The following is a 25,987-nucleotide window of genomic DNA, read 5'->3' as shown; positions in this document are numbered from 1 at the left end:
AAAAACCTGTGAAGATATCTTCACAGGTTTTCATTAATTTTTTTAATAATCGTCAACCTATTTTAGGACGACTCAAACTTTTATTATTATTTAATCTTCGTCTTCATCATCCCCTTCATCAAGATCTTCTTCTTCTTCAATATCATCATCTTCATCATCAATATCTAAATCTGGATCATCAATTTTAATATCCAAATCAGAATTATCAATTTTAATATCTAAATCATCACTGATTATTACATCCTCTTCATCCTCATCTTCATGATTATCCATAGAATCTACTAGTTCATCACTAATTTTCACTAAATAAATAGTTTCAGCCGTTCTAACTTCGACAGCTTCTACATATTGACCTTTTGGGTTTGTGAATTTAATAATGTCCCGAATTCCATATCCGTCAGGGAATTTTTCAACCAGTAAATTAAGAATCTCTGGCGTTAATTTTTTATAATCTACAATTATCCTATTCAAAACAAATTACTTATAAATTAGACTTATTTAATGAATTTATTCTTAGAAAACCATCCATCATTTTTTCAAATATATAAAAATATTTCAATTGAAAAATAAAATTAACAACAACAAATTATTTTTTTATTTTCAAAAGCTTATAACATTTTTAATGTATTAATTTCCATCTCAGTTAAATGCCTCCAATGCCCTCTTGGCAAGTCCTTTTTTGTTAATCCGGCAAATAAAACTCTATCTAACTTAACTACACTATAATTAAAATGTTCAAATATTTTACGTACAATTCTGTTTCTACCAGAATGTATTTTTACACCAATTTCACTTTTTGGTTCATTTAATATATAGGATATTTCATCAACAATCACTCGTCTATCTTCCATCATAAATCCCTCAGCAATTTTTTGAAGATCGCTCATTGCTAACTTTTTATCTAGCGATGCATGGTACAATTTTTGAATTCCAGACTTTGGATGTGTTAATTTTTTTGCCATTTCACCATCATTCGTAAACAATAATAATCCTGTGGTATTTCTATCTAATCTTCCAACTGGATAAATACGTTCTTTTGACGCATTTGCAATTAATTCCATGACAGTTTTACGCCCTCTATCATCATCCATTGTGGTAATAAAGTTTTTAGGCTTATTTAATAGCACGTAACGTTTTTTCTCAGGATTAATTAACGAACCATCAAATTTTACTTCATCGGTTGGTTTTACTTTATAACCCATTTCGGTTATAATTTTCCCGTTCACCATTGCACTACCGGCATTTATAAATACATCTGCTTCTCTGCGAGAACAAATTCCAGCGTTTGAAATATATTTATTTAAACGAATACCATCTTCCTCCGATTTTTGCGTAGTTGGTTTAGGTTTTGAAGTTTCTCTTTCTTTAGAAGCGAATTTTTTATTTGAATCAAATCTTTTATTTGAGAAATTTTTAGAGTCTTTCTCTCCATCTCTATCTGAAGTTTTCTTAAATCCTTTTGATTTTGAATTACTTGAAAATTTTCTAGTTCCTTCAGATTTGTTGTTTGATGATTTTTGAGGACCTTTTTTCCCTTGGTGTCGTCCTCCCGACGAGTTTCTACTTGAATTCATTATTTATTAATTTTCGGCAAAAGTAGTTCTATTCTCTAAATAAAAAAAATATCATTTTCAATAAAAAAAAGAGTAACAAATTATGAACCAGTTTACTATAGTATTAAAACGCTAAAATTTACAAGTATAAAAACTAAACTACTAAACGATTAATTATAACAGAATAATCTATAAGTGCCAAACTACAAACTCCTGCAACAATTAAAAATTTAATTAACAAATGAAGTAAGGCATAATTCTGCTTGTTTTTAGCAAACCATAATAATCCAACAAAGCAACTTAAAATAACTACTGTTCCGTAAAAATAGTATTTCATTCCACCTATTTCTGGATATTTTAACAAAAAGTAAATAGGATTTAATGTTAAAACGCTTAAAAAAGTAATTAATATTTTGGCGAATTTTTCACCATACTTAACAGGAATGGTTTGATAATTTTGAGTGAAATCGCCTTTAATTTTTTCTAAATCTTTAATTAACTCTCTAATTAATAAGATAAAAAATAAAAAAGCTGCGTGTGTAAAAATAATTTCAGAAAAGTTTTTATAATACACAAAAACGGCAAAAAAAGGCAATATTGCTAAAATTGCTGCGGAAAATAGTCCAGTTAACGGATACTTTTTTAATTTGTGAGAATAAAACCAAATTAAAAAAATATACACTGAAAAAAACAATGCTGCTCTCCAAGAAACTAAAAACCCAAAACAAACTCCTAAAAAATTTAATAAGAAGTACATTCTTAATTTTATTTTTTGACTAACAATATTATCTATTTTTGATTTTATGGGTTTGTTAATTTTATCAGCCTCTGAATCGTAAAAATTATTTATAATATAGCCTGATGCAATTACACACATAGTTGCTAAAACTATAAAATACAAATCTATATCTAACAAAACATGTCTTAATGATTTTTCTGGCGAAAAAATAAATAACGACGCTAAATACTGAGCTGCAACAATTAATAAAATATTATAACCACGTACAACAGAAAACAAACTCAATACTTTAACATAAAGAGGTACGTTTTTTTTAGAATTATTTTTTGAAATTTCTAGTAAATCCATAGCAATCAATAAAATTTAATGAACTTAAACTTTATTTTTATTTTGAGTATTTTATTAAAATCTATAAACCAGTTCTAGCTTATAATCTTTTAAAATCTCCTGTGTTTTTTTGAAGTTTTTAGTGAACCCTAAAATATAACCTCCACCACCTGAACCGCATAACTTCAAATAATAATCATTAGAGTCAATTCCGTTTTGCCAAATAGTATGAAACGGTTGAGGAATCATTGGTTTAAAATTATCTAAAGCAACTTTACTAAGTTGTTTTACATTTCCAAATAACGATTTTACATTTCCTCGTAAAAAATCATCAATACAAGCATCAGTATATTTTGCAAAATCTTCGTTTAGCATTTTTCTGAAACCTTCATTTTTCATTTTATTCATAAAAATGTTAATCATAGGTTCCGTTTCACCAACAATTTCAGAATCTAATAAAAATACAGCACCTCTTCCTCTCTTTTGTGATGGAATTCCGGTAGCTTCTAAATTATCTTTTGAATTGATTAAAATTGGTAAACTTAAATATGAGTTTAAAGGATCTAAACCAGAACTTTTTCCGTGGAAAAAAGACTCCATTAAAGAAAAAGTTTCTTTTAATATTAATAATTTATCACGAGTTAAGTTTTCTAAAACTGTAATTTTATTGTTGGCATATTTATCGTAAATAGAGGCAACTAATGCGCCTGAACTTCCAACTCCGTAGCCTTGAGGAATACTTGAATCAAAATACATGCCTTCATCAATATCAGTTTTAAACTCCGTAAATCTAAAATTAATTAAGTCCTTATTTTCTAAGTTAATTAAGTAATTATAAAATCTTTGTAGATTGAAATTTGATTTTTGAGAAGCTTCTGTTAATTCTTCAGATTTTTTTAAAGCACCCTGATAGGTATTGTACGGAATCGCCAAACCTTTGGAATCTTTTATAATTCCATATTCTCCAAAAAGTAAAATTTTCGCGTAAAAAAGCGGTCCTTTCATATGTTTAAATATTGGATAATCGTTTTGCCCCATGTCCAATTCTGTCGCAAATATAATGATTTTCTTGACAAAATTGAATTAACTCGTTTATTATAAAATTATTAACAGTTTCTTTTTCGGCTTCTGGAAACAATACATGCACGTTTGCACCAGCATCTAACGTAAAGCAAATGTTACTTTTTGTTGCTGCTCTGTACTCCCAAATTTTATTAATTATTTTTAAGGTATTTGGTTTCATTAAAATAAAATATGGGTTGCTTGTCATCATCATAGCGTGTAAACTTAATGCTTCACTTTCCACAATTTCAACAAACTTTTTTAAATCACCATTTTGAAGCACTTCACTTATTTTTAAAATATTATCATTGGCTTGCTTAAAACGTTGTTGTGCAAACGGATGATTGTACATTAATTGATGTCCAACGGTACTTGAAACCTGTTTTTCGCCTTCATCAACTAATAAAATGGTATCATGATAATTTTTAAAATTTTCGTGAACTTTATACGGAAATTTTACGCCAAATAAGTTTGAACTTTCTTCAACTTCAGTATGATATCCCCAAACAATTAATCCTCCTTCAATACTTCTGCAAGCACTTCCCGATCCTAAACGCGCTAAAAACGATGCTTTTTTATTAAAATATTCTTCTGAAATTGCAGGATTTAATTCTTTTTCTAAACTCATTACACACAAAGCCAAAGCGCTCATTCCACTTGCTGAAGAGGCAATTCCGCTACTATGAGGAAATGAATTTCGAGATTTTATTACAAATTCATACTCCTTCAAAAAAGGAACATATTTTTCTATTCGTTCAAAGAATTTTTGAATTTTTGGTTTAAAATCATCCTTTTTTTCTCCTTCAAAGTAGATTTCAAAATTAAATGAATTCAAGTCATGCTGAACTTGTTTCAGCATCTCATTATGCGAACCTGAAACAAGTTCAGGTTGACGATTCTTCAACTTATACTCCAATGACGTTAGGGTAAAACAAGCATCTAGCGTAAAACTTATTGAAGTGTTTTCTGGCAACTGCGGTTCTTGCTTTCCCCAATATTTAACCAAGGCAATATTGCTAGGCGTTTTCCAAGTTACACTTCCTTTAGAAGCTTTTGAAGTTTCAAAATTTGATAAAATAAAGTCGGTTTCAGTCAAAACAAAAATTTTAAGCAAATATAATTGTTTTAACTAAACATTTTCTAATCTAAAAAGTACATCTTTTTTATAACTTCTACTTATTGGTAAAGCTTTATTGTTTATTTCAATAAATTCATTCGTAAATGAATTTATTGATGCCATTGAAACTATATATGACCGATGAATTCTTATAAAATCACTTTTAGGTAATTTGGCTTCAATATTAGAAATTGTTTCTCTGGTTACTATCACATTATCCTGCAATTGAATTTTCACATAATCGCTTAAACTTTCAATAAAATGTATTTCAGAAAAATTTATTTTCACCATTTTTCTATCGGCACGCACAAAAATAAAATCGTTTTTTTCTATAATTATTTCTGAAGAAGTTTCGTTGATTTCAACACTATTTTCACCTAAATATTTATTTACGGCTTGCAACAATCGCTCAAAAGAAATGGGTTTTAATAAATAATCTACCGCTTGTAAATTAAATCCATCAACGGCATATTCTCTATACGCTGTGGTAAAAATTACTTTTATATTTTTATTGATTGATTTTACAAATGACAATCCTGAAATTTCAGGCATATTAATGTCTAAAAAAATTAAATCTATTTGGTTTGAATTAATTTGATTAAAAGCTTCAATAGCATTTTTACAAGTAGCAACAACGTTTACCACAGCTACTTTTTGCAAATGGCTTTCTAAAATTTCACGAGCAATGGGCTCATCATCTACAATAATACAATTTACTATTTTAGTCATTTGAAAATTGTTTTAATTTGTTAATTACCAAATTCACCTGAAACCAATTTTCTCTTTTTTCAATTTTTAACTGATAATTATTTTCATATAATAAATATAATCTTTTTTGAATATTTTCAAGTCCAATTCCTGTTTCATTTTTGTCTTCATCATCATTTGAAAAAGTATTTTTTATGAAAAAATTCAATTTATTGTCACTCACAGAAATAACAATTTCAACGGTTAAAAACCCTTCAATTAAATTACCATGTTTAAAAGCATTTTCAACAAAAGGAATTAATAACATTGGTGCAATTTCAATTTCTTCTGAAATTTCGTTACTATTAAATTTCACTTTCAATGTATCTTGAAATCTAATTTTTTCTAAATCAATATACTCTTTAATATGTAAAACCTCTTCTTTTAAACTAACTTTTGGTTTATTTACTTGGTATAAAATATAGTCTAACAAATTAGAAAGTTTTAAAATAATTTCTGGTGTATCTTTAGACTGTTTTATTGCAAATCCGTAAATAGTATTTAATGTATTAAATAAAAAATGTGGGTGAATCTGTTTCTTTAAATACTGTAATTCTTGATTTTTAATTTGAAGTTGAGTTTCTAAAATCTTATTTTGAAGTTCTTTATTTTTTGAATCTGTTTTAAAATTATGATTTAGCAGGCTCACAAAACTAACCAAGCCAACTACCAAATACACCAAAATTAAAACAAACCAAAAATTCCTACTCAATAAGGGCATATTTGCAATTTTTAAGTTCGACAGAAAAATGAAACAAATAAAAATTGAAACAATAATTAAATAGGATGAAATAACGAGCGTATAAATACTGTAAAGTATAAATACGTTATATTTTTTAGTATATAAATATTTTGGCAATAAAAAATATACTGTAAAATAAGTAGTAATCATTGCTACAGGCAGCAAAAAACTTGAAAACCAAGCTGCGTAAGGAATATCGTTAGAATTATAACTAAAAAAATACAAGAAAAAAAACCAAACTCCCACCCAAAACAATAAGTGTAGTGCTATAAATTTTGTAGTATTTACTGGTGAAAAATTCATAGAAGCAAGTTGCAATTTTTAATCATACCAATTTTATTTTATAGACTAATTACCTGTTTAACCACCGTTTCAGCAAATAACTGATGAAATTTGACAAATAAAGTGCTAATTTCGTTAAAAAGTCGCATTTAATAACCATCCATCTCTATTTTAAATATTCATTATAAATCTAATTTACTTTTGAATATGTTTAATTTAAAATCTAATTAATTATGAGTACACTTTATGAATATTTTTATGCTGGAGGACCATATTTTATGTTTCCATCTTTATTAATTTTAATTGTTATAATAATTTTAGTAGTAAAAGGTTTTCTAAACCTTAGAAAAGAAGACCCAAAGACATTGCCTTTAATTTCTTCCATTGGATTATTCGCATTAATTTGGGGAGTTTTCGGGCAATTACTAGGTCTTTTTCAAGCTTTTGATTACATCCAAATTTCTGGTGATGTACCAGCTACAGTTTTGGCTGGCGGCTTAAAGGTTTCTATGATTTCAACCATTTTTGGAGTTATTATATTTTTAATTTCTAGGCTGGGGATAATTTCTCTTACTTGGTTTAAAAACAAACAACAGTAAAAAATAATTATTTTAATAAAATTTAGCTGCCTTTTTAGTTATTTTTGCCACAATGAAAACTAAAAAGGCTTTTATTTTATTAAATGGCTTGGAGCCATCAGTTTTTCCAGAATTATCTCAATATGATGTTGTTTGTGCAATTGATGGCGCCTACAATCATTTTGAAAAAAATAATATAATCCCTGATTTGGTTACTGGTGATTTTGATTCAATCCATTCAATTCCAACAACAGTTGAAGTTATAAATACTCCCGATCAAAATTATACCGATTTTGATAAAGCATTACTAATTTTAAAAGAACGTGGTTATTTTAATATTGATGTTTATGGTGGAAGCGGTAAAGAACACGATCACTTTTTAGGAAACATTAGTACTGCCTTACAATGGAAAGCCAAATTAAATATTACTTTTTTTGATGATTTTGGTTGTTATTTTTTTATTGAAGAAAGTGTAGAACTCGTCAATTTAAAAGGTAGAAATATTTCATTAATTCCATTTCCAATTGCCACTGAAATATCCACAAAAGGATTGCAATACCCACTTAAAAATGAAAGTTTAACTTTTGGAGAACGCATTGGAACAAGAAATAAAATTAGTGAAAACACTGTTACAATTTCATATAAAAGCGGTAGCTTATTAATTTACGTCAGCAATAAATAACAGTATTTTGAATAGAAAATTAAAACTTATTTGGGATTTTAAAGGTCCAACTTCACAAAAAATAGCAGAACACCATTGTATTCATTTAAAAGAATTTGCTGTTATTGAAAAATTACATTTTTATGAAGTAGATTTTACAATAATTTCTGATATGCACACCTTAGCATTTATTATTGTTGATGAAATTGATATGAAAATGTATAGAGATGCGCTAAAACCCCATAGAGGGCAATTGGCTTAAAAATATTTCTGTTTGTCATTCTGAACTTGATTCAGAATCTCATTCTCCAAAATACCAAACACTCTGAGAACCTGAAATAAATTCAGGTTGACGTATCTTTTAACTTTTAATTCCCAACTGAATTAGCTACAATCCAACCGCTAGTCCAGGCATTTTGAAAGTTAAAACCTCCAGTAACCGCATCAATATTCAACACTTCTCCAGCAAAAAATAGATTAGGGTGTAATTTACTTTCAAAACGTTTAAAATTAATTTCTCTTAAATCTACGCCTCCCGCAGTTACAAATTCATCTTTAAAAGTGCTTTTTCCACTTACTTTAAAAATGCTTTGAGTTAGTTGTTTGGCTAAATCTTCCAATTGTACGTTGGTTAATTGCGCCCATTGAGAAGTTTCAGAAATTCCAGAGGCAACCACAAATTTTTCCCACAATCGTTTTGAAACATCTTCAAAAACAGATCGTAAAACAATTTGTTTTTTTGAATTTTGTTCTCGTTCTTTTTTTAAAAACGCTAAAACTGTTTCTTGTTTTTTAGACAACCAATTCACTTCAATTTCAAAATTGTAATCTTTTTCAAACAATTCTAAAGCACCCCAAGCTGATAATTTTAAAATTCCTGGTCCGCTTAAACCCCAATGTGTTATTAATAAAGGTCCTTCTTCTGCTAATTTAGAATTCAACACTTTTACAGAAGCTTTTGGAACCGAAATTCCTGGAATATCTTTTAATCTGCTATCTTCAATATTAAATGTAAATAACGAAGGAACAGGTTGAATAATGGAATGCCCCAAATTTTCAATCATATTCCAAACTTTTGCATTACTTCCACTTGCTATTAATAAGTAGTCAGCAATAATTTCTTCGGAATTTGTTTTTATAGTAAACTTTTCACCATTTTTTTCAATAGCATCAACTCTTGAACTCGTTTTTAAAGTAACACCTGCATTTTTAGCACTTTCTAAAAAGCAATCTATAATAGTCTGTGAAGAATTACTTTCAGGAAAAATACGATTATCATCTTCAATTTTGAGTGGAACTCCTCTGTTTTCAAACCATTCCATAGTATCTCCAGTCATAAATTGATGAAAAGGACCACGTAATTCTTTTTCGCCTCTTGGGTAAAATTCCACCAATTCATTTGGTGTAAAACAAGCGTGGGTAACATTACAACGTCCACCTCCACTTACTTTTACTTTCTGCAATACTTTATTACTTCCTTCTAAAATAATTACTTCTAAATCAGGATTTAATTCTGCCGCATTTATAGCTGCAAAATAACCAGCAGCTCCACCTCCTACTATTATAAATTTTTTCTTCATTTTTTTAATGCTTTTCGTCATTTTGAACTTATTTCAGAAACCCATAATGAGAACCTGAATCAAGTTCAGGTTGACGTACTTTATAAAATTAAATCTTGATAAGGAATTACAGTGTGAAACCCTTTTTGATTAAAATATTTTAGGGAATCTTGGCTTCCAGTTGCTAAAATAAAATCACCTCCCCAAGCTCCTAAACTTTTTGTTTGACCAAAATAATCTGAAAAATAGATTTCTTGAACTGTTTTTAATTGAAGAGTTTTTGAAACAATTTGCTCGTGTTCAATTAGTAGTTTTTCAAAATCAATTAAATTCTCACAAGCCACAAAAGCATTTGTTAATTGAGAAATTTGTTCAATTTCTGAAGTTAAATTTCCTCTTAATTCCTTAAATCGTTTTATGCCTTCTCTACTATTTTGTTTTTTATTTAAATACACAAAATACAATTGCTCATTAAATATTAGATTAAAATCTACTTTTTCAACAATTGGTTCAATACCTTTTCTAGTATATAAAATGGGCGTATTATTTTGTGCACAAGCAATATCATAACCACTTCCACCAAATGTTTTTTCTAATAATTGATACGGATTTACTTTTGCCCAATTCGCTAAATTATTTATTAATGTTGAAGACGTTCCTAATCCCCAATTTTTAGGAAAAGTAAGGTTTGTTTTCACTAAAAATCCTTGTTCCGAATTTAAAAAAGAAGGGTTCAACTGTCTGATCTGTAAGAATATTTCAAATAAATTTTCTGCTAAACTCCCCTTTCCTCCATCTTGATTATCATCGTATGTTGCGCTTGTCAAGCGCAATTTTGGCAATTCAAAGCTAGCTTCCAACCAACATTCACCAGTATTTGTAAAGCTTTTCCAAATTAATTCAGGTTGATTGCGTGGTTCAATTAGTAAATCTTGCCCACACGTTGTTGGCACTGCTAAAGATTTTGCGCCATCTAACACAAAATATTCTCCTGTTAACAATAACTTTCCGTTGCTGTAGAATTCTTTCATTATTTCTCTCCAATCAAATTATTATACGCTTCTACAACTGCGTTATGTGTTATTGTTTTATGTTCAAAATAATCGATCAAATATTCTTTTTCTTCATCACTTGCACCTAACTGTTTAATAATATTTGTTAAGTGCATTTTCATATGTCCTTTTTGAATTCCGGTTGTAGTTAAAGCTCGCAACGCTGCAAAATTCTGAGCTAAACCAGCTACTGCAATAATTTCCATTAATTCTTTTGCTGAAGGATTATCTAACATTTTTAAGGATAATTTTGACAGTGGATGTAATTTTGTTAATCCTCCAACAGTTCCTAAAGCCAATGGAATTTCAATCCAAAATTTAAAAATTCCGTTTTCAATAGTTGCATTTGTTAAACTTTTATAACGGCCACTTTTTGCGGCAAAAGCGTGCGCACCTGCTTCAATAGCTCTAAAATCGTTACCTGTTGCAATTACCACGGCATCAATTCCGTTCATAATTCCTTTATTGTGTGTAACTGCTCTATGTGGTTCAGCATTTGCAATGGCAACGGCTTGCACAAATTTTTGTGCAAACAATTCAGAATTTTCAGCATATAACTCATCAACCTTACAACTAACCTCAGCACGTACCAAACATTCAGGAACATAATTAGATAAAATACTCATCACAATTTGAATATCTTCCTTTTGAAATTCATTTGCAATAGCTTCTAAACACGAATTTATAAAATTTGCCCCCATACTATCGGCCGTTTCAAAAGTAACGTGCAACTGATAATAGTTCTCTAAATCTGCTGTTTTATCACGTAATTCAATGTTTAAAATCCCTCCGCCTCGTATACGCATATTTTGTGTAATTGGCTCGGTAACTTGCAATAATTGCTCTTTTTTATCTGCAAAATAAGATTCAAGGTCAACCTTATTGCCTTTATACATAAAATGTACTTGTCCAATTTTAATAGTTGAAATTACTTCGGCTTTAAATCCGCCTCGTGTACTCCAAAACTTTGCAACTAATGAAGCAGCAGCAACAACCGAACTTTCTTCAATTGCCATTGGAATGGTATAATCTTTTCCATTTATCACAAAATTAGGTGCAATTCCAAAGGGTAAATAAAAGTTTGAAATGGTATTTTCAATAAAATCGTCGTGTAAGTCTTGAAGTAACGGATTTGAATTCCAATATTGTATTAAAACCTGCTTAAATTTAGATTCATTATTAAAATAAGTTGCTACTAACCAATCTATTTTTTCTAGCTTATTCAGTTTTGAAAAACCATTTACAATTTTCGACATTATTTGAATCAATTATAATTTTTACAAAGATAAATTTTTAAAAATTAAAAATCATAAATCTATAATTCTGAATTTTTATGATTTAATTCAGGTTCATTTTGCGAAAATTTTCTTAAACTTGACACTTATTTTAAGAAATGATAATTTAATGAAAAAACTACTTATTCTTTTTATAGCGATAACTTCCTTAGCTACAGCACAAAAAAAAGATATTACTATTGATGAAATTTGGAACGGAACCTTTAGAACTGAACGAATGAACTCGTTAAATTCTATGAATGGTGATTTTTATTCGTTACAAAACTTTGATAGAACTTCAAGAAGTTCAACTGTTGATAAGTATAGTTACGCTACACTTGAAAAAGTTGAAACTATTGTTGACAGTAAAAACTTGAAAGAAATAGACTATTTTGAAAGCTATTCTTTTAATAATAATGAAACAAAATTAATTTTAGGAGTAGATTCAGAACCAATTTATCGTCATTCTAGTTTAGGAATTTTTTATGTGTATGATATTGCATCAAAAGAATTACAATTAATTGATGAAGAAAAAATTCAAGAGCCTACATTTTCTCCAGATAGCAAAAAGGTTGCTTACGCAAAAAACAATAACTTATTCATTAAAAATTTAGAAACAAATAAAGTTATTCAATTAACTTCTGATGGATTAAAAAATAGCATAATTAACGGTATTTGTGATTGGGTGTATGAAGAAGAATTTGCTTTTGTTAGAGCTTTTGATTGGAGCGCAGACAGCAGTAATATTGCTTTTTTACGTTTTGATGAAACTGCAGTCCCTACCTTTTCTATGGATATTGTTGGGACAGCATTATATCCAACGCAACAAGTATTTAAATACCCGAAAGCTGGAGAAAAAAATTCGACTGTTACATTGCATTTATACAATTTAAATTCAGAAAAAACCACCAAAATTAATGTTGGAAACTACGAATATATTCCACGAATAAAATGGACAAATGATGCAAATACACTTTGTGTTACCACTTTAAACCGTCATCAAAATAATTTGAATTTATATTTTGTAAACACAACAGATTTTTCTTCAAAAGTAGTTTTAAATGAAACCGATAAAGCATACGTTGATATTCACGACAATCTAACTTTTTTAAAAGATAACAGTTTTATCTGGACTAGTGAAAAAGATGGTTTTAATCATATTTATTTATATTCTAAAGAAGGAAAGCTGATAAATCAAGTTACCAAAGGCGCTTGGGAAGTAACCAATTTTTATGGTATTAATGAAGCTACAAAAACTGTTTTTTATCAATCTATTGAAGATGGATCGATCAACAGAACCGTATATTCCATAAAATTAAATGGAAAAAACAAAAAAAGACTCACGAATGCATCTGGTACTAATGATGCTTCATTTAGCAAAAATTCAGGCTTTTTTATCAATACTTTTTCTGATGCAAATACGCCTCCAATTTATACACTTCATAATTCAAAAGGAGATTTATTAAAAGAAGTTTTAAATAATAATGAACTTTCAAAACAATTAGAAAACTATAAAATTTCCAAAAGGGAATTTTTAACTATAAAAACTGCCAATGGTGAATTTAATACTTGGATGCTAAAACCTTCAAATTTTGATGCAACTAAAAAATATCCACTATTTATGACTCAATATTCTGGCCCAGGTTCACAATCTGTCAGTAACAGTTGGAATAGTGCCAATGATTATTGGTATCAACATTTAGCCGAAAAAGGTTATATAATTGTTTGTGTTGATGGAAGAGGAACTGGTTTTAAAGGAGCCGATTTTAAAAAAGTTACTTATAAAGAATTAGGGAAATACGAAGTTCAAGATCAAATTGAATCAGCAAAAGAATTAGGAAAACTTTCTTACATCAATAAAAATGAAATTGGTATTTGGGGTTGGAGTTATGGCGGATTTATGTCTAGCAACTGTTTATTAAAAGGAAACGATGTTTTTAAAATGGCAATTGCAGTTGCTCCGGTAACAAGCTGGCGTTTTTATGACTCTGTTTATACAGAACGTTATATGCAAACACCACAAGAAAACCCAAGTGGTTATGATGAAAATTCACCGTTAAATTTTGCTAATTTATTAACTGGAAATTATTTATTAGTGCACGGAAGTGGTGATGATAATGTTCATTTTCAGAACTCTATGAGAATGACAAATGCTTTAATAGAAGCAAACAAACCTTTTGAACAAGCCATTTATCCAGACAGAACTCACGGAATTTACAGAGGAAAAAATACTAGAGTTCATTTATTCAATAAAATGACTAAATTTATCGAAGAAAATTTGGGTGAAAAAAACCCTTAATAGAATTATTAAAAATCTTATTATCAACTATAGCATAAGTAAAATCTTATTAAACACTAATTTTTAAAAATATGAAAGAAATACCATTTAGAAAAAGCCACCCAAAAGGTTTATATACTTTATTTGCTACAGAAATGTGGGAAAGGTTTAGTTATTATGGAATGCGTGCCTTATTGGTACTTTATTTAACAGCAGAACTAGTAAATGATGGCTTTGGCTTGAATAGAGAAGAGGCTTTAGAAATGTATGCTATTTTTACTGGATTGGTATATTTAACACCCATTTTAGGTGGTTGGATTTCTGATAAGTTTTTAGGCCAACGAAAAACCGTATATATTGGTGGATTAGTTATGGCTGTAGGTCAATTTTTATTGGCAGCTAGTTCATTTTTAGACAACTCTTTAGACACTGAATCTCGTTTATTTTTATTTCACTTTGGTTTAGGTGTACTTATAATTGGTAATGGATTTTTTAAACCAAATATTTCTACAGTAGTAGGATCTTTCTATAACGATAATGACCCAATGAAAGATGCTGGTTTCAATATTTTTTATTTAGGAATTAATTTAGGTGCAATTTTAGGAACATTTATAGCTGGTGGCTTAGGTGAAAGCGTAAACTGGGGTTATGGTTTTCTTGCTGCCGGTATTGGTATGATAATAGGTGTGCTTTGGTTAAACTGGAGAGAAACTACGTTAGAAAATAATGGACTACATGAAAGTGTAGATGAAAATAAAACAAAACTAGACAGCAAAGATTGGTCTACAATTTTAATTTATACTGTCTCTTTAATTTTGGGAACATTAGCCCTTATTTATATCTGGGGATTTTTACCAGACACCGCAAGAACTTACATTACATACATTGGTTTTGCTGCCATAATAGTTAGTTTATCTTTTATAATATTTAAAGGCACAAATGGAGCCAATGAATGGAGTAGAATGGCTGTAATTATTGTGCTAGCGCTATTTAATATTGTTTTTTGGGCTGGTTTTGAACAAGCTGGTGGTACTTTTAGCTTATTTGCAAAAGAAAACACAGACAGAGTTATGTTCGGCTGGGAAATGCCTGCTACTTGGTTTCAAAATGTAAATTCATTTGCTATTTTAATTTTTGCTACTCTATTTTCTTTAATGTGGCTTTGGTTAGATAAAAAAGGATGGAACCCTCGTACTCCAGTAAAATTTGCTCTAGGTTTGTTTTTAGGAGCTTTAGCTTTTTGGGTAATGACACAGGCATCAAATATAGCTGATGCTGGAAATCTTGTTTCTCCTTGGTGGTTAGTTACTGTATATACTTTATTAACATTAGGAGAGCTAATGTTATCTCCAATTGGCTTATCAATGATTACTAAATTAGCTCCAGCAAAATTAGTTTCTGTTGTTATGGGACTTTGGATGGCTAGTTTCGCCGCAGGTAATTATATGGCTGGTATGTTAGAAAGTATTTTACAAAAATATGATTTTGCACTATATCCATTTATAACAATGGTTATGTTAGGATCTGGAGTATTACTTTTACTATTATCTCCATTTTTAAATAAAGCAATGAAAGGAATTCATTAAAAAATGAGTTTAAATAGAAATAATTAAAATCAAAAAAGCTCAAGTTATATTTTTCTTGAGCTTTTCTTTAAAATAACTACTTATGAGTACAGAAAAAAAATCTTTTTTTGGAGTAATGAAGTCTTACAATAAGAACTTCTGGGTTGCTAGTGGAATGGAATTATTTGAACGCTGGGCATGGTATGGATTATTTGCTGTGCTTGCACTTTACTTAACAGGTTCTACTGACGATGGCGGACTAGGATTTACGCATACTGAAAAAGGGCAGATTATGGGTATTGTTACGGCAATATTGTATTTGCTCCCAATGATTACTGGAGTCATTGCTGATAAAATTGGTTATAAACTTTCTTTAATAATAGCATATGTTCTTTTAATGACAGGTTATTATTTTATGGGCGAAGTATCTAGTTATTCTTCTGTTTTTTTAGTCTTTTTATGGGTGGCTATTGGTGCTGCTATGTTTAAACCCGTAGCTTCAGCTATCATTACAAAAAACACTGATGAATCTAATTCAACATTAGGTTTTGGTATTTTTTATATGATGGTAAATATTGGTGGGTTTGTAGGACCTGCAATGTCTTCAACCTTAAGAACCCAATACGGATGGAAAATAATTTTTCTACAAGCATCTATTGTTATCGCAATTAACTTAATTATATTAATTCTTTTTTATAAAGAAGTATCAAGAGAGAAAAAAGAGGAAACAATTGGAGAAGCCATTTTAAGTTCTTTTAAAAATATTATTGAAGCAGTTAAAGATACAAGACTTTCAGTTTTATTAGTTATTATGGTAGGTTTTTGGACTATGTTCAATCAACTATTCTACACATTGCCTACATTTATTGAAGATTGGGTAGACACAAGTGCTTTACACAATTCTATTGCTGAAGTTTCACCTTGGCTAGCTAGTTTTATGAGTGGTGGAGGAACTTCTGTAAATCCAGAAATGTTGATTAATATTGATGCCGGCGCTATTATTGTTTTCCAATTAATTGTGTCATATTTTGTTTTAAGAATGCGTCACGTAAGTGCTATGGTTACAGGTTTCATTATAGCTTCAATTGGTATTGGAATTACATTTTATACTGGAAATGGACTTTACACTATTTTAGGTATTGTTATTTTTGCTATTGGTGAAATGATGACAAACCCTACTTTTTCATCTTTTATAGCTTTAATTTCTCCAAAAGGAAAAGAAGCATTGTATATGGGAACCTATTTTTTACCTATATTTTTAGGTAACTTTATAACAACTTTTATCTCTGGAAACTTATATGAAGCTTGGTCAGACAAGTTAAGTTTATTACAAAGTGAAATGGCAAAACGAGCCATTGAAATGCCAGAAATAACTAAAGAATTTACTAAAAATGATTATTTCACTTCTGCTTCAGAAAAATTAGGCATGTCACAATCTGAAATGACTCAACTTATTTGGGATAATTATCAGCCAAATAAAATATGGTATGTGATTGTTGGTATTGGTATTGTAACAATTCTTGCGTTAAGTATTTACGATAAATTAGTGATTAGACCAAAAGAAGCAGCTGCAAAAGCAGGAAACTAAATTTTAATTTACAAAAATGGATTTAAAAAGAAACGAATTTTTTGACACTCAAGTTTTAGGTCACCCCTCTGGATTATTTGTGTTATTTTTTACTGAAATGTGGGAACGTTTTTCATTTTATGGAATGCGTGCTTTATTAGTATTATTTTTAGTGAGTGCTTTAGGAATTGGTGGCTGGGATTGGCCTCGTGAAAATGCATTAGCACTTTACGGTACTTATTTGGCTTTATTATATTTAACTCCAATTATTGGAGGAACTTTAGCCGACAAATATCTTGGAAATAGAAAAGCAATTATAATTGGAGCCATAATTATGACCTTAGGTCACGCAAGTATGGCTATAGAATCTAATCCATTTTTTTTATACTTAGGATTGCTTTTATTAGTGATTGGTACTGGTTTTTTTAAACCAAATATGACTTCATTTATTTCAATTCTATATAAAGATTTTCCAGAGAAAAAAGACGGAGCGTATACCATTTTTTATATGGGTGTTAACGCTGGAGCATTTTTAGGAATTATGTTATGTGGTTATTTAGGTGAAATTTTAGGCTGGAGCTGGGGATTTGGTTTGGCTGGTATTTTTATGTTATTAGGACTGTTACAATTTACTTTTGCACAAGGTATTTTTGGTGATGTTGGTAACAAACCTAATAAAGAAGATAAAACTATTGAAGCAGATGACCATAAAAAAATTGAAGATAAATTAAATCCATTTACAATTGTAGACAAAGCTTTAATTACCATTATTTCAGTATTAGGATTAACTTGGGTAATTAACGATCCGCTTTCAAAAATTGGAGAAACTAACTTTTTAGAATTTGGAGGAACCGATTATTCTGGTCATACAATTTTAATAACATTACTGCTTTTTATATTCTTAATTACCACCAGAATTCTTCGTTATAGCAGAATTACACGTGATAAAATGATCGCTGTTGTCATATTTGCATTTTTTATTATTTTCTTTTGGGCTTCTTTTGAACAAGCCGGAGGATCTATGAGTATTTTTGCGAAAGATTATACAAGCAGAATTCTATCGGGGAATGCAGCCTTTATTTTTAATATTGTTGATGTAATTATTACTGTAGTTCCAATTGGAATTATCACGTATGTCCTATATTTATTGTTTAAACAAACCTTCAAAAAATATTTTATTTCAAATTTAATTTTAGGGTTTAGCTTCCTATTAATTTGGGGAATTGTTATTTGGAAAATTTATAACAACTTTAATACCTATTCTTATGAAATTTCATATAATACGTATAAAATTCCTTCTGAAGACTCTAAACCTATTTCTATTACTGCTGAAACAGTAATTCCTGAAAATGCAGAAATTACAGAAAACACAACAGTTGTAATTTCATCCAACGAATTTTTAAAAGATGATAAAATTTCAATTTTAGATTTAGATAAAAAAGGAACAAATTTTAAATATTTAACTAACGAACAAGCCGATTTAATCAATAACAACATTCCGGCAACTATCATAAGAAAAAAGGATAATGAAGTTCAAATTCCGGCAACGTGGTTTTTAATTTTAAATTCCTTATTTATTATAGCTTTTGCACCATTATTTTCAAAATGGTGGGAAAGTAAGTACAACCCAAAACCAGCAGCAAAATATGCGATTGGATTGTTTTTCTTAGCTATCGGATTTGGAATATTAGCATACGGTGCTTCTGGAATTCCACAAGGAGCAAAAACGGCTTCTGTTAGTATTGTTTGGTTAATTTTTGCTTATTTATTTCATACGTTGGGAGAATTATGCGTTTCCCCTGTAGGACTATCTTATGTAAGTAAATTGGTTCCTCCACGTATGATTGCATTTATGTTTGGTGTTTGGTATTTAGCATTGGCCATTGGAAACAAAACTTCTGGAAAAATGGGTGCAATGATTGATGATATTACAACCAAATATGATATCTCAACATTCTTTTTAATTTTTACTGTTGTACCAATAATTATTGGTGTAATTGCGTTATTATTAAGTCCGGTTTTAAAGAAATTAATGCACGGAGTAAAGTAAATTAAAAATTAACTGTAAATTTGGCAACATTTTTGCGTCAAACTAATCAGATAAACATAAAATATTAAAAATGAAGAAATTATTTATAGCTACACTGCTATTGTTATGGGTTTCAACCAATGCACAGGAAATAAAATGGATGTCCTTAGAAAAAGCTGTTGAAGCTCAAAAAACAAACCCAAAAAAGATTTTTATAGATGCCTATACCATTTGGTGCGGCCCTTGTAAAATGTTAGATAAAAACACTTTTGGCAACAAAGATGTAGCAAAATATATTAATGAAAATTACTATGCTGTAAAATTTAATGCTGAAGGTGGAGAAACCATTAATTTTCTAGGAAAAACATATAAAAACCCAGGGTTTAATCCAAATACTAGTGGAAGAAATTCCTCGCATGAATTATCTGGTTACTTTGGAGTTAGAGCCTATCCAACTATGTTGTTTTTAGATGAAAAATCTACTTTATTAACACCTGTTACAGGATATCAAACTCCACGTCAGTTAGAAATATTTTTAAAAATATTTGCTACCGATGCTTATAAAAACATAAAATCACAAGAAGAGTTTGGAGAGTACACTTCAAATTTCAAACACGAATTTGTAGAATAATTAATTATTATTTTACTAAAAAAGCTCCTTTTTGCAACGTACTGTGAAAAGGAGTTTTATTTTTTAAACACGCCTGTTCAAAACTTAAAGCAGCATTTTTATAATTTGTACCATCACTCACAATTATTTTTGGTTGAACAATTTTAATTAAACGTGCTACATTTATTTTTGGAGAATTTTGCAATACAACAATTGTAGGTTTTAGAGACTTAAAATTATATAAACCCAAACTATCTACCACTAAAATTGTTTCGTTTTTAAAATGAAATAGTTTTGTTCCCGAATTTAATTTTTGATAGTTCCTAATTCCTGTTCCTATTAAATAGGACTTTGTAATAGAATTCAGTTTTGATGTTAATTCTAAATAATCTCCATTTCTTATTCCAATAATACTTTCTCTAGAATTAAAAACTATAAATTCTTGTTGAGATTGAATTTGGTACTTTTCAAAAAATAAAACAGATTGTAAAAACACAACTGATGATAAAACCAAAATGACTCTTAGAAACGATTTTTTCTCTATGAATTTCAACATCAAAATAAAAAACAAATAAACACTTATCATTAACAAAAATGACATGGAAATATTTCTAATTACAAAGGTGTCAAAACTAGAAACCCACGTTATAAGTTCATTCATAAAACTTAAAACAAGTTCATATAAATAACCAACAAATTGAGGTAATAAATTACTAACCGAAAGAATTATGACTACAATTCCTGCAATCAAAATGAAACCTAAAAATGGAATAATTAACATGTTAGCAACAAAAAACAATCCAGGAAATTGATGAAAATAAAATAAACTTAATGGTAAAATTCCGAGTTGAGCTGCAATGGAAACTGTAAATAATTGCCACATTTTTCTGAAAAACCAAATTTCAGAAATCCATAAATCATATAATTTTGGTTGCACCCAAACTATTGAAAACACAGCTAAATAACTTAATTGAAAACCAACTTCAAACAGGTAAAATGGATGAAATAACAACAAGAAAAACATTGAAATTACTAAGTTGTTATAAATGTTTGATGGTTTATTTAAATGCAACCCAATAGACAATGCTGTAAACATAGCAACTGCTCTTACAACTGATGCAGATAAACCTGCAATTATTGCATAAAACCACAACAAAGAAATAATTAAAACGGTGGCTATTAATTTCCCATTTTTAAATTGATGTAAACTTTTAAATAAAAACAACAGCAACAATAAAATTACACCAACATGTAAACCCGAAACCGCCAAAATATGAATTGCTCCGGCATCTTTATAACTATCTAGTAAATCTTCTGAAATAGTTTGCCGTTGCCCTAATAATAAGGCATTAATTAAAGCTAATTCATTGTCTTTAAATCCATTTTTTATAAGTGATGAATTTATTGCATTTCTTATATTAGCGGCAATTCCAAAAATTGTTTTTGAATTGTTTGTCAACTCTAAATATGAAGTGCTATTTACATACACTTGATGATAAATCTGCTGATTTTTTAAATACTTTTCATAATTAAAACCGTAAGGATTCAATAGTTTTGGTATAGCTCTAAATTCGGTTTTTACTAATAATTCATCATCAACAAATAATTGATTTTTTGAACTGTCTTTTTTAATATTTACCAAGAATTTACCAATTGTTTTTTGTTGATTAGTTTCTAAAATAAAGGCTTCATATTTATTATAATTTGCGCTGGGTTTTAATACTTTTCTAATTTTTAAAACTGATTCAATTGGAACATCAATCTTGAAATTTTTGGCATTCGAATAATGATTTACATTATTTAATTGGTTTTGAAAAGTTATAGAGGCAACACCTATTAATAAGGCTGCAGAAAAACCGAATATGGTAAAAAGTGAATTAAAATAGTTTAGATTTTTATTGGCAAAAAAATAAGCAATCCCTAAAAACAAAACAACTACACAACTAACAATTGTTAATTGTATTACATTAATTACAAAGTAATTACCTATTAAAACTCCAATAATTAAAAAGAAAGTAATTTGTATTGGAACAAATTTCAAAAACTTCATCATAGCATGATAAAGTTAATAAAAAATATTTTAATTAAATTTATTTTGCATCCTTTTTGAAGTTAAATGTTTAATTACATTCACCGCTTCACAAGAATTATCACCATAATTAACTTCAATTTTTCCAACATTTCTGGCAATTTCAATACATCTATTATTTAAGAATTTAGAGCGTTGGCCAATTGAAAATAATGCATTATTCATAGCGTCTTTTACAAAATTCTCTTCTTGCTGAATTTCCTTTTCAATAACATTTAAAATAGGTATAAAATAAGCATCTAACACTTTTTTATCTCTCGCTAAATAGTATAAAAAAGCATAACCAACTCTACGTTTTATATCAACAACGCTCATTCTCCACTCTTCAGAAATATCAAAAGAAAACGAGACTTTACAAAACAAATTTTGAACCCACGTGTGGCATAACATCCACATTTTTGCTTCATTCACCATTAATTCCACCTGTAATATATCTACTTTTTTGGGCTCTTCAATTAAAATTGAAATGGTTTTAACATCATAATTTGGTTCTTTCCAAAGATCTATAGCTAGGTCATGATTTTTTCCAATTTTCTTTGCTATTACTTTTAATTGCGTTAGTCCTATTCCAAAACTTTCCAAGTTACCATAATTATTCTTTTTCCAGTTTCCAATACCTCTAACATTTTTATGTTGTTCTAATAAATTATAAACTTCTGCGCTTTTCATTTTCAGAAAATTAATTTACGGTAACAATAGTTACAGAATGATTAATATCATAATTGACGGTATTAATATAAGGTAATTTTGACGAATAATAATTTATCAATTTATGAAAAATCTTATTTTTACCAGTATCCTAATTTTAATGTTTGGTGTTAATTCTTTTGCACAAGATTTAAGTCCGTATATTAAAATTGGAGAATCAAACGAATCAATTCAACAAATTACTGAAAAGGTTGTAAATGCCTTAGAAAGTAATTCTTATACAGTTTTAGGAACTTATAACCCATCAAACAAAAGCAGTTTAAAAGTAATTGCTTTTACAAGAACTGATTTAAAAAACACCGTTGTTAAAGTAAAAGACAGAGGTGCACTTGCTGCAACTTTTAAAGTTGGTTTAGAACAAAAAAATGGAAAAGTAACTATTTCTTATACCAATCCAGACTATATTTTAAGAGCTTATTTAGGTGATAGCTACAACTCATACAAAACTTTCTTTCAGAAGTTTAGCGCAGATTTAAAATCAACTTTTTCAGGTCTTGGAACTAGTTTTACACCATTTGGCGGTACTGTAAAGGCAGAGAATTTAAAAAAGTATCATTATAAAATTATGATGCCTTATTTTTCCGATCCTGTAACTTTAAATGAATTTTCATCATTTGAAGAAGGTTTAAAAGTTATTGAAAATAACTTAAAAGCTAAAAAAGGAAATACTGTTGAAGTTTATAAATTAGTGTATGCTAATGAAAAAGTAGCAGTATTTGGTGTTGGTTTACAAAACAAAGAAGAAGGTGAAGCACATTTTTTACCAATTATTGGTGAAGCCCACGTTGCGGCTTTACCTTATGAAATTATTTTACAAGGAAACAAAGCAACTATGTTGCACGGAAAATACAGACTTGCCTTACATTGGCCAGAATTAACTATGGGAACTTTTATGAAAATTATGAGTACACCTGGTGATATTGAAGATGTATTAGAAGCAGTTTGTAAATAAAAATATTAGTAATCAATCAATTTTCTTAAAGACTCTGAAGCTATAAAATGTTTCAGAGTCTTTTATTTAACAATTAATTCTGCCACTTTTTTAGAAGCGCCTTTTCCACCTAGTTTTTTTTCCAATTCAAAATAATCTAAAAACAACTTATTTCTAGTTGTTTCATTTAAAATTTTATGCAGTTCTTTTTCCAAATTTTTCTCATTAAAATCATCCTGAATTAATTCCTTTACAACTTCTTTATCCATTATAAGATTTACCAAAGAAATAAACTTTAAATCTATTAAACGCTTACCTATTTGGTAGGATAACCAACTTGTTTTGTAGCATACTATTTCAGGTACTTTAAACAATGCCGTTTCTAAAGTTGCAGTTCCTGAAGTAACAATGGCGGCATAGGAAACTGACAACAAATCGTATGTTTTATTACTAATAAATTTCACGTTATCCTTTGTAATAAATGGTTTGTAAAGTTCAAAATCCTGACTTGGAGCACCAGCAATTACAAATTGATAATCCGTAAATTTATCAGCCATTTTAAGCATTACAGCTAATAGTTTTTTAATTTCCTGCTTTCTACTTCCGGGCAATAATGCAATTATTGGTTTAATGGAAAGCTGATTTTCTTCTTTAAATTGCTTTTCATTAACCATTGGTCTACCGGAAATAGCATCTAATAATGGATGCCCTACAAAAGTAACATTATAATCATGTTTATTATAAAAGTCTTTCACAAAAGGCAAAATAACATACATTTCATCTATGTCTCTTTTTATAGCCTTAACTCTGCCAGATCTACTAGCCCAAACCTGCGGAGAAATATAATAAACTGTTTTAAAATTTTGAGCCTTAGCCCATTTAGCAATAGGAAGGTTAAAACCAGAATTATCAATAAAAATAATTTTATCTGGATTAAAATTTAAAATATCCTCTTTACAAAATTTTATAAATCCTAAAATAGTTGGAATATTTTTAATTACCTCCGCAAACCCCATAAAGGCTCTTTCTTTATAATGCTTTACTAAAGTCCCTCCAACTTGTTGCATTAAATCGCCACCCCAAAATCTAATTTCTGCCTTTGGATCTTCTTCCAACATAGCTTTCATTAAATTTGAACCATGTAAATCTCCAGAAGCTTCACCCGAAATTATATAGTATCTCATTTTATGGATTATTTATTAAAAAAGGTTAAAAATAAAACTATAAATGCCAATAAAAAAGTTTCAATTAAAACACCACGAGCTCTGTAAATTTGCTTTTTCTTTAAAAAAATAAAAAAAACAAAAAAGTTAGCTATTGCACCCAAAACCAATACTTTTCCTTCTAAATTTCCTTCTTTAATTAATTCTAAACTTTTAGAAAAATCATATGAAGAAAAATATTCTATAAAAATAAAACAGCCAAATGCAGTTGCAGCAATTGCTGTTAAAAAACCGATAGCTATCTCCTTTTTCATTACTTTATAAGTTCCAACTATTTAACTTTTGAATAAAATGATGCGCAGTTAAATCAAACTGAACTGGCACAATTGAAATGTAATTATTTGCCAAAGCCCACTCATCAGTATCTTCACCTTTATCCATATTTACAAATTTACCCGTTAGCCAATAATATACTCTCCCTTGCGGGTTTATTCGTTTATCAAATTCTTCCACCCAATTTGCACGTGCTTGTCGGCAAACTTTCACGCCTTTAAATTCTTTACTTTTAGGAAAATTTACATTGAGTACAACACCATCTGGCAACCCTTGTTCTAACACATTTAAAGCAATTTTTTTAATATGCTCTTTTAATGGCTCAAAATCTGCATTCCAAGAATAATCTAATAATGAAAATCCAATGGCAGGAATTCCTTCAACACCAGCTTCAACAGCAGCGCTCATGGTTCCCGAATAAATTACATTTATAGATGAATTTGATCCGTGATTTATTCCTGAAACACATAAATCTGGTTTTCTATCTAAAATTTCACTTACAGCTAGTTTTACACAATCAGCCGGAGTTCCTGATGATTTATACTCTCTTTGTGGGCCATCATCAACAGTTATTTCATTACAGTATAAAGTTTCATTTATAGTTACTGCGTGTCCCATTCCACTTTGTGGACTATCTGGCGCTACAACTACAACGTCACCAATTTCACGCATAACAGCAATTAAAGTTCTTATTCCTGGTGCCGTTATACCATCATCATTGGTAACTAAAATTAAGGGTTTTGTATTCATTTTTATCTAATTAAAAAACAAAGCTACTATAATTTATTGGGTTTCGTTTAAATTAAATTTAACATTTTGTAATGCAAGAAGAATTAATTATTTAGTTATTATTGTATATAAAACTAGGTTTTTTATAAATGGAATGTTTCCGTTCTTGTTTCCACTTTGGATGACAAAAAAGGCAAAACAACCAAAGTATTTATTGTAATTTATAAAAAAAAGTTAAATTAGACGTTTAACTAAAATATTGGCACTATTTTAGTGTAATATTACATTACTA

Annotated in this window: 24 protein-coding genes; 9 read left to right on the top strand and 15 right to left on the bottom strand. The window is 29.0% G+C overall.

Annotated elements, in window-relative coordinates; all coding sequences use genetic code 11:
• Positions 1–90: 90 nt before the first annotated feature.
• The 7 genes from JEY78_RS13470 to JEY78_RS13440 all read right to left on the bottom strand — a co-directional run bounded on the left by JEY78_RS13470 (position 91) and on the right by JEY78_RS13440 (position 6,257).
• On the bottom strand, positions 91–471 hold the full coding sequence (locus JEY78_RS13470) for a DNA primase (protein ID WP_291852375.1): 381 nt from the start codon (positions 469–471) through the stop codon (positions 91–93).
• Positions 472–608: 137 nt separating this feature from the next.
• Positions 609–1,574 (bottom strand): pseudouridine synthase, encoded by a 966-nt coding sequence (locus tag JEY78_RS13465; RefSeq protein WP_291852373.1) that lies wholly within the window; start codon positions 1,572–1,574, stop codon positions 609–611.
• Positions 1,575–1,707: 133 nt separating this feature from the next.
• Positions 1,708–2,640, bottom strand: coding sequence for a geranylgeranylglycerol-phosphate geranylgeranyltransferase (locus tag JEY78_RS13460; protein ID WP_291852371.1), 933 nt, complete (start codon positions 2,638–2,640; stop codon positions 1,708–1,710).
• Positions 2,641–2,694: 54 nt separating this feature from the next.
• Complete coding sequence (locus JEY78_RS13455; RefSeq protein ID WP_291852370.1) at positions 2,695–3,624, bottom strand: mevalonate kinase; 930 nt, start codon at positions 3,622–3,624, stop codon at positions 2,695–2,697.
• A gap of 4 nt (positions 3,625–3,628) precedes the next feature.
• Positions 3,629–4,777 (bottom strand): diphosphomevalonate decarboxylase, encoded by a 1,149-nt coding sequence (locus JEY78_RS13450; protein ID WP_291852368.1) that lies wholly within the window; start codon positions 4,775–4,777, stop codon positions 3,629–3,631.
• Positions 4,778–4,810: 33 nt separating this feature from the next.
• A complete protein-coding gene (locus JEY78_RS13445) occupies positions 4,811–5,527 on the bottom strand; it encodes a LytTR family DNA-binding domain-containing protein (protein WP_291852366.1) in 717 nt (238 codons plus the stop codon).
• Positions 5,520–6,257, bottom strand: a complete 738-nt coding sequence (locus JEY78_RS13440; RefSeq protein ID WP_291852364.1) for a sensor histidine kinase — start codon at positions 6,255–6,257, stop codon at positions 5,520–5,522. The genes JEY78_RS13445 and JEY78_RS13440 overlap by 8 nt, the downstream gene beginning before the upstream one ends.
• Before the next feature lie 545 nt (positions 6,258–6,802).
• On the opposite strand from JEY78_RS13440, the gene JEY78_RS13435 reads away from it, so the two are divergent.
• From JEY78_RS13435 to JEY78_RS13425, 3 genes are read left to right on the top strand one after another with little or no spacing between them, the layout of a single operon-like run.
• A complete protein-coding gene (locus JEY78_RS13435; RefSeq protein WP_291852362.1) occupies positions 6,803–7,168 on the top strand; it encodes a MotA/TolQ/ExbB proton channel family protein in 366 nt (121 codons plus the stop codon).
• A gap of 52 nt (positions 7,169–7,220) precedes the next feature.
• Complete coding sequence (locus tag JEY78_RS13430; protein WP_291852360.1) at positions 7,221–7,829, top strand: thiamine diphosphokinase; 609 nt, start codon at positions 7,221–7,223, stop codon at positions 7,827–7,829.
• Positions 7,830–7,836: 7 nt separating this feature from the next.
• Positions 7,837–8,070: a hypothetical protein gene (locus JEY78_RS13425; protein WP_291852358.1), complete on the top strand. Its 234-nt coding sequence runs from the start codon at positions 7,837–7,839 to the stop codon at positions 8,068–8,070.
• Between the two features lie 106 nt (positions 8,071–8,176).
• On the opposite strand, the gene JEY78_RS13420 is transcribed toward JEY78_RS13425, so the two are convergent.
• The 3 genes from JEY78_RS13420 to JEY78_RS13410 all read right to left on the bottom strand — a co-directional run bounded on the left by JEY78_RS13420 (position 8,177) and on the right by JEY78_RS13410 (position 11,675).
• Positions 8,177–9,388 (bottom strand): NAD(P)/FAD-dependent oxidoreductase, encoded by a 1,212-nt coding sequence (locus JEY78_RS13420; protein WP_291852356.1) that lies wholly within the window; start codon positions 9,386–9,388, stop codon positions 8,177–8,179.
• Between the two features lie 80 nt (positions 9,389–9,468).
• Positions 9,469–10,398, bottom strand: coding sequence for a GYDIA family GHMP kinase (locus JEY78_RS13415; protein ID WP_291852355.1), 930 nt, complete (start codon positions 10,396–10,398; stop codon positions 9,469–9,471).
• Positions 10,398–11,675, bottom strand: a complete 1,278-nt coding sequence (locus tag JEY78_RS13410) for a hydroxymethylglutaryl-CoA reductase, degradative (protein WP_291852353.1) — start codon at positions 11,673–11,675, stop codon at positions 10,398–10,400. The genes JEY78_RS13415 and JEY78_RS13410 overlap by 1 nt, the downstream gene beginning before the upstream one ends.
• 148 nt (positions 11,676–11,823) lie before the next feature.
• Between JEY78_RS13410 and JEY78_RS13405 the strand changes: the two genes are divergently transcribed.
• The 5 genes from JEY78_RS13405 (at position 11,824) to JEY78_RS13385 (ending at position 19,763) form a co-directional block, all read left to right on the top strand.
• On the top strand, positions 11,824–13,992 hold the full coding sequence (locus tag JEY78_RS13405; protein ID WP_291852350.1) for a S9 family peptidase: 2,169 nt from the start codon (positions 11,824–11,826) through the stop codon (positions 13,990–13,992).
• Positions 13,993–14,063: 71 nt separating this feature from the next.
• Positions 14,064–15,557 (top strand): peptide MFS transporter, encoded by a 1,494-nt coding sequence (locus JEY78_RS13400; RefSeq protein ID WP_291852347.1) that lies wholly within the window; start codon positions 14,064–14,066, stop codon positions 15,555–15,557.
• Between the two features lie 82 nt (positions 15,558–15,639).
• The gene (locus tag JEY78_RS13395) at positions 15,640–17,124 is read left to right on the top strand and encodes an MFS transporter (protein WP_291852344.1); all 1,485 of its coding nucleotides are present in this window, start codon (positions 15,640–15,642) and stop codon (positions 17,122–17,124) included.
• A 16-nt stretch (positions 17,125–17,140) separates the two neighbouring features.
• Positions 17,141–19,153 carry a peptide MFS transporter gene (locus JEY78_RS13390; RefSeq protein WP_291852341.1) on the top strand — a complete coding sequence of 671 codons (2,013 nt, stop codon included), beginning with the start codon at positions 17,141–17,143 and terminating at the stop codon, positions 19,151–19,153.
• A gap of 70 nt (positions 19,154–19,223) precedes the next feature.
• Positions 19,224–19,763 carry a thioredoxin fold domain-containing protein gene (locus tag JEY78_RS13385; RefSeq protein ID WP_291852338.1) on the top strand — a complete coding sequence of 180 codons (540 nt, stop codon included), beginning with the start codon at positions 19,224–19,226 and terminating at the stop codon, positions 19,761–19,763.
• A 7-nt stretch (positions 19,764–19,770) separates the two neighbouring features.
• Here JEY78_RS13385 and JEY78_RS13380 read toward each other — a convergent pair whose 3' ends face one another.
• Complete coding sequence (locus JEY78_RS13380; RefSeq protein WP_291852335.1) at positions 19,771–21,795, bottom strand: ComEC/Rec2 family competence protein; 2,025 nt, start codon at positions 21,793–21,795, stop codon at positions 19,771–19,773.
• A gap of 27 nt (positions 21,796–21,822) precedes the next feature.
• A complete protein-coding gene (locus tag JEY78_RS13375; RefSeq protein WP_291852332.1) occupies positions 21,823–22,500 on the bottom strand; it encodes a DNA alkylation repair protein in 678 nt (225 codons plus the stop codon).
• Between the two features lie 103 nt (positions 22,501–22,603).
• On the opposite strand from JEY78_RS13375, the gene JEY78_RS13370 reads away from it, so the two are divergent.
• The gene (locus tag JEY78_RS13370) at positions 22,604–23,491 is read left to right on the top strand and encodes a hypothetical protein (protein WP_291852329.1); all 888 of its coding nucleotides are present in this window, start codon (positions 22,604–22,606) and stop codon (positions 23,489–23,491) included.
• Between the two features lie 62 nt (positions 23,492–23,553).
• On the opposite strand, the gene lpxB is transcribed toward JEY78_RS13370, so the two are convergent.
• Genes lpxB through surE form a run of 3 tightly spaced genes read right to left on the bottom strand, consistent with a single transcriptional unit; the run spans position 23,554 to position 25,716 of the window.
• Entirely contained in the window at positions 23,554–24,654 is a 1,101-nt protein-coding gene (gene lpxB / locus JEY78_RS13365; protein WP_291852325.1) for a lipid-A-disaccharide synthase, read from the bottom strand.
• Positions 24,655–24,662: 8 nt separating this feature from the next.
• The gene (locus JEY78_RS13360; protein ID WP_291852322.1) at positions 24,663–24,947 is read right to left on the bottom strand and encodes a hypothetical protein; all 285 of its coding nucleotides are present in this window, start codon (positions 24,945–24,947) and stop codon (positions 24,663–24,665) included.
• Positions 24,948–24,951: 4 nt separating this feature from the next.
• Positions 24,952–25,716 carry a 5'/3'-nucleotidase SurE gene (gene surE, locus JEY78_RS13355; RefSeq protein ID WP_291852319.1) on the bottom strand — a complete coding sequence of 255 codons (765 nt, stop codon included), beginning with the start codon at positions 25,714–25,716 and terminating at the stop codon, positions 24,952–24,954.
• Positions 25,717–25,987: the final 271 nt, after the last annotated feature.

This window comes from Lutibacter sp., assembly GCF_016342705.1.
Lineage (GTDB): Bacteria > Bacteroidota > Bacteroidia > Flavobacteriales > Flavobacteriaceae > Lutibacter.
Note: the sequence above shows the minus strand (reverse complement) of the source record. Positions and strands in the feature narration are given on the sequence as shown.

What these genes read in the sequence shown, in the direction of transcription:
- JEY78_RS13360 (WP_291852322.1), bottom strand. Translation starts at nt 24,947, where the DNA reads ATGAAAAAGGAGATAGCTATCGGTTTTTTAACAGCAATTGCTGCAACT.
- JEY78_RS13460 (WP_291852371.1), bottom strand. Translation starts at nt 2,640, where the DNA reads ATGGATTTACTAGAAATTTCAAAAAATAATTCTAAAAAAAACGTACCT.
- JEY78_RS13400 (WP_291852347.1), top strand. Translation starts at nt 14,064, where the DNA reads ATGAAAGAAATACCATTTAGAAAAAGCCACCCAAAAGGTTTATATACT.
- lpxB (WP_291852325.1), bottom strand. Translation starts at nt 24,654, where the DNA reads ATGAGATACTATATAATTTCGGGTGAAGCTTCTGGAGATTTACATGGT.
- JEY78_RS13445 (WP_291852366.1), bottom strand. Translation starts at nt 5,527, where the DNA reads ATGACTAAAATAGTAAATTGTATTATTGTAGATGATGAGCCCATTGCT.
- JEY78_RS13390 (WP_291852341.1), top strand. Translation starts at nt 17,141, where the DNA reads ATGGATTTAAAAAGAAACGAATTTTTTGACACTCAAGTTTTAGGTCAC.
- JEY78_RS13405 (WP_291852350.1), top strand. Translation starts at nt 11,824, where the DNA reads ATGAAAAAACTACTTATTCTTTTTATAGCGATAACTTCCTTAGCTACA.
- JEY78_RS13410 (WP_291852353.1), bottom strand. Translation starts at nt 11,675, where the DNA reads ATGTCGAAAATTGTAAATGGTTTTTCAAAACTGAATAAGCTAGAAAAA.
- JEY78_RS13435 (WP_291852362.1), top strand. Translation starts at nt 6,803, where the DNA reads ATGAGTACACTTTATGAATATTTTTATGCTGGAGGACCATATTTTATG.
- JEY78_RS13430 (WP_291852360.1), top strand. Translation starts at nt 7,221, where the DNA reads ATGAAAACTAAAAAGGCTTTTATTTTATTAAATGGCTTGGAGCCATCA.
- JEY78_RS13370 (WP_291852329.1), top strand. Translation starts at nt 22,604, where the DNA reads ATGAAAAATCTTATTTTTACCAGTATCCTAATTTTAATGTTTGGTGTT.
- JEY78_RS13455 (WP_291852370.1), bottom strand. Translation starts at nt 3,624, where the DNA reads ATGAAAGGACCGCTTTTTTACGCGAAAATTTTACTTTTTGGAGAATAT.
- JEY78_RS13420 (WP_291852356.1), bottom strand. Translation starts at nt 9,388, where the DNA reads ATGAAGAAAAAATTTATAATAGTAGGAGGTGGAGCTGCTGGTTATTTT.
- JEY78_RS13395 (WP_291852344.1), top strand. Translation starts at nt 15,640, where the DNA reads ATGAGTACAGAAAAAAAATCTTTTTTTGGAGTAATGAAGTCTTACAAT.
- JEY78_RS13415 (WP_291852355.1), bottom strand. Translation starts at nt 10,398, where the DNA reads ATGAAAGAATTCTACAGCAACGGAAAGTTATTGTTAACAGGAGAATAT.
- JEY78_RS13380 (WP_291852335.1), bottom strand. Translation starts at nt 21,795, where the DNA reads ATGATGAAGTTTTTGAAATTTGTTCCAATACAAATTACTTTCTTTTTA.
- JEY78_RS13375 (WP_291852332.1), bottom strand. Translation starts at nt 22,500, where the DNA reads ATGAAAAGCGCAGAAGTTTATAATTTATTAGAACAACATAAAAATGTT.
- surE (WP_291852319.1), bottom strand. Translation starts at nt 25,716, where the DNA reads ATGAATACAAAACCCTTAATTTTAGTTACCAATGATGATGGTATAACG.
- JEY78_RS13385 (WP_291852338.1), top strand. Translation starts at nt 19,224, where the DNA reads ATGAAGAAATTATTTATAGCTACACTGCTATTGTTATGGGTTTCAACC.
- JEY78_RS13465 (WP_291852373.1), bottom strand. Translation starts at nt 1,574, where the DNA reads ATGAATTCAAGTAGAAACTCGTCGGGAGGACGACACCAAGGGAAAAAA.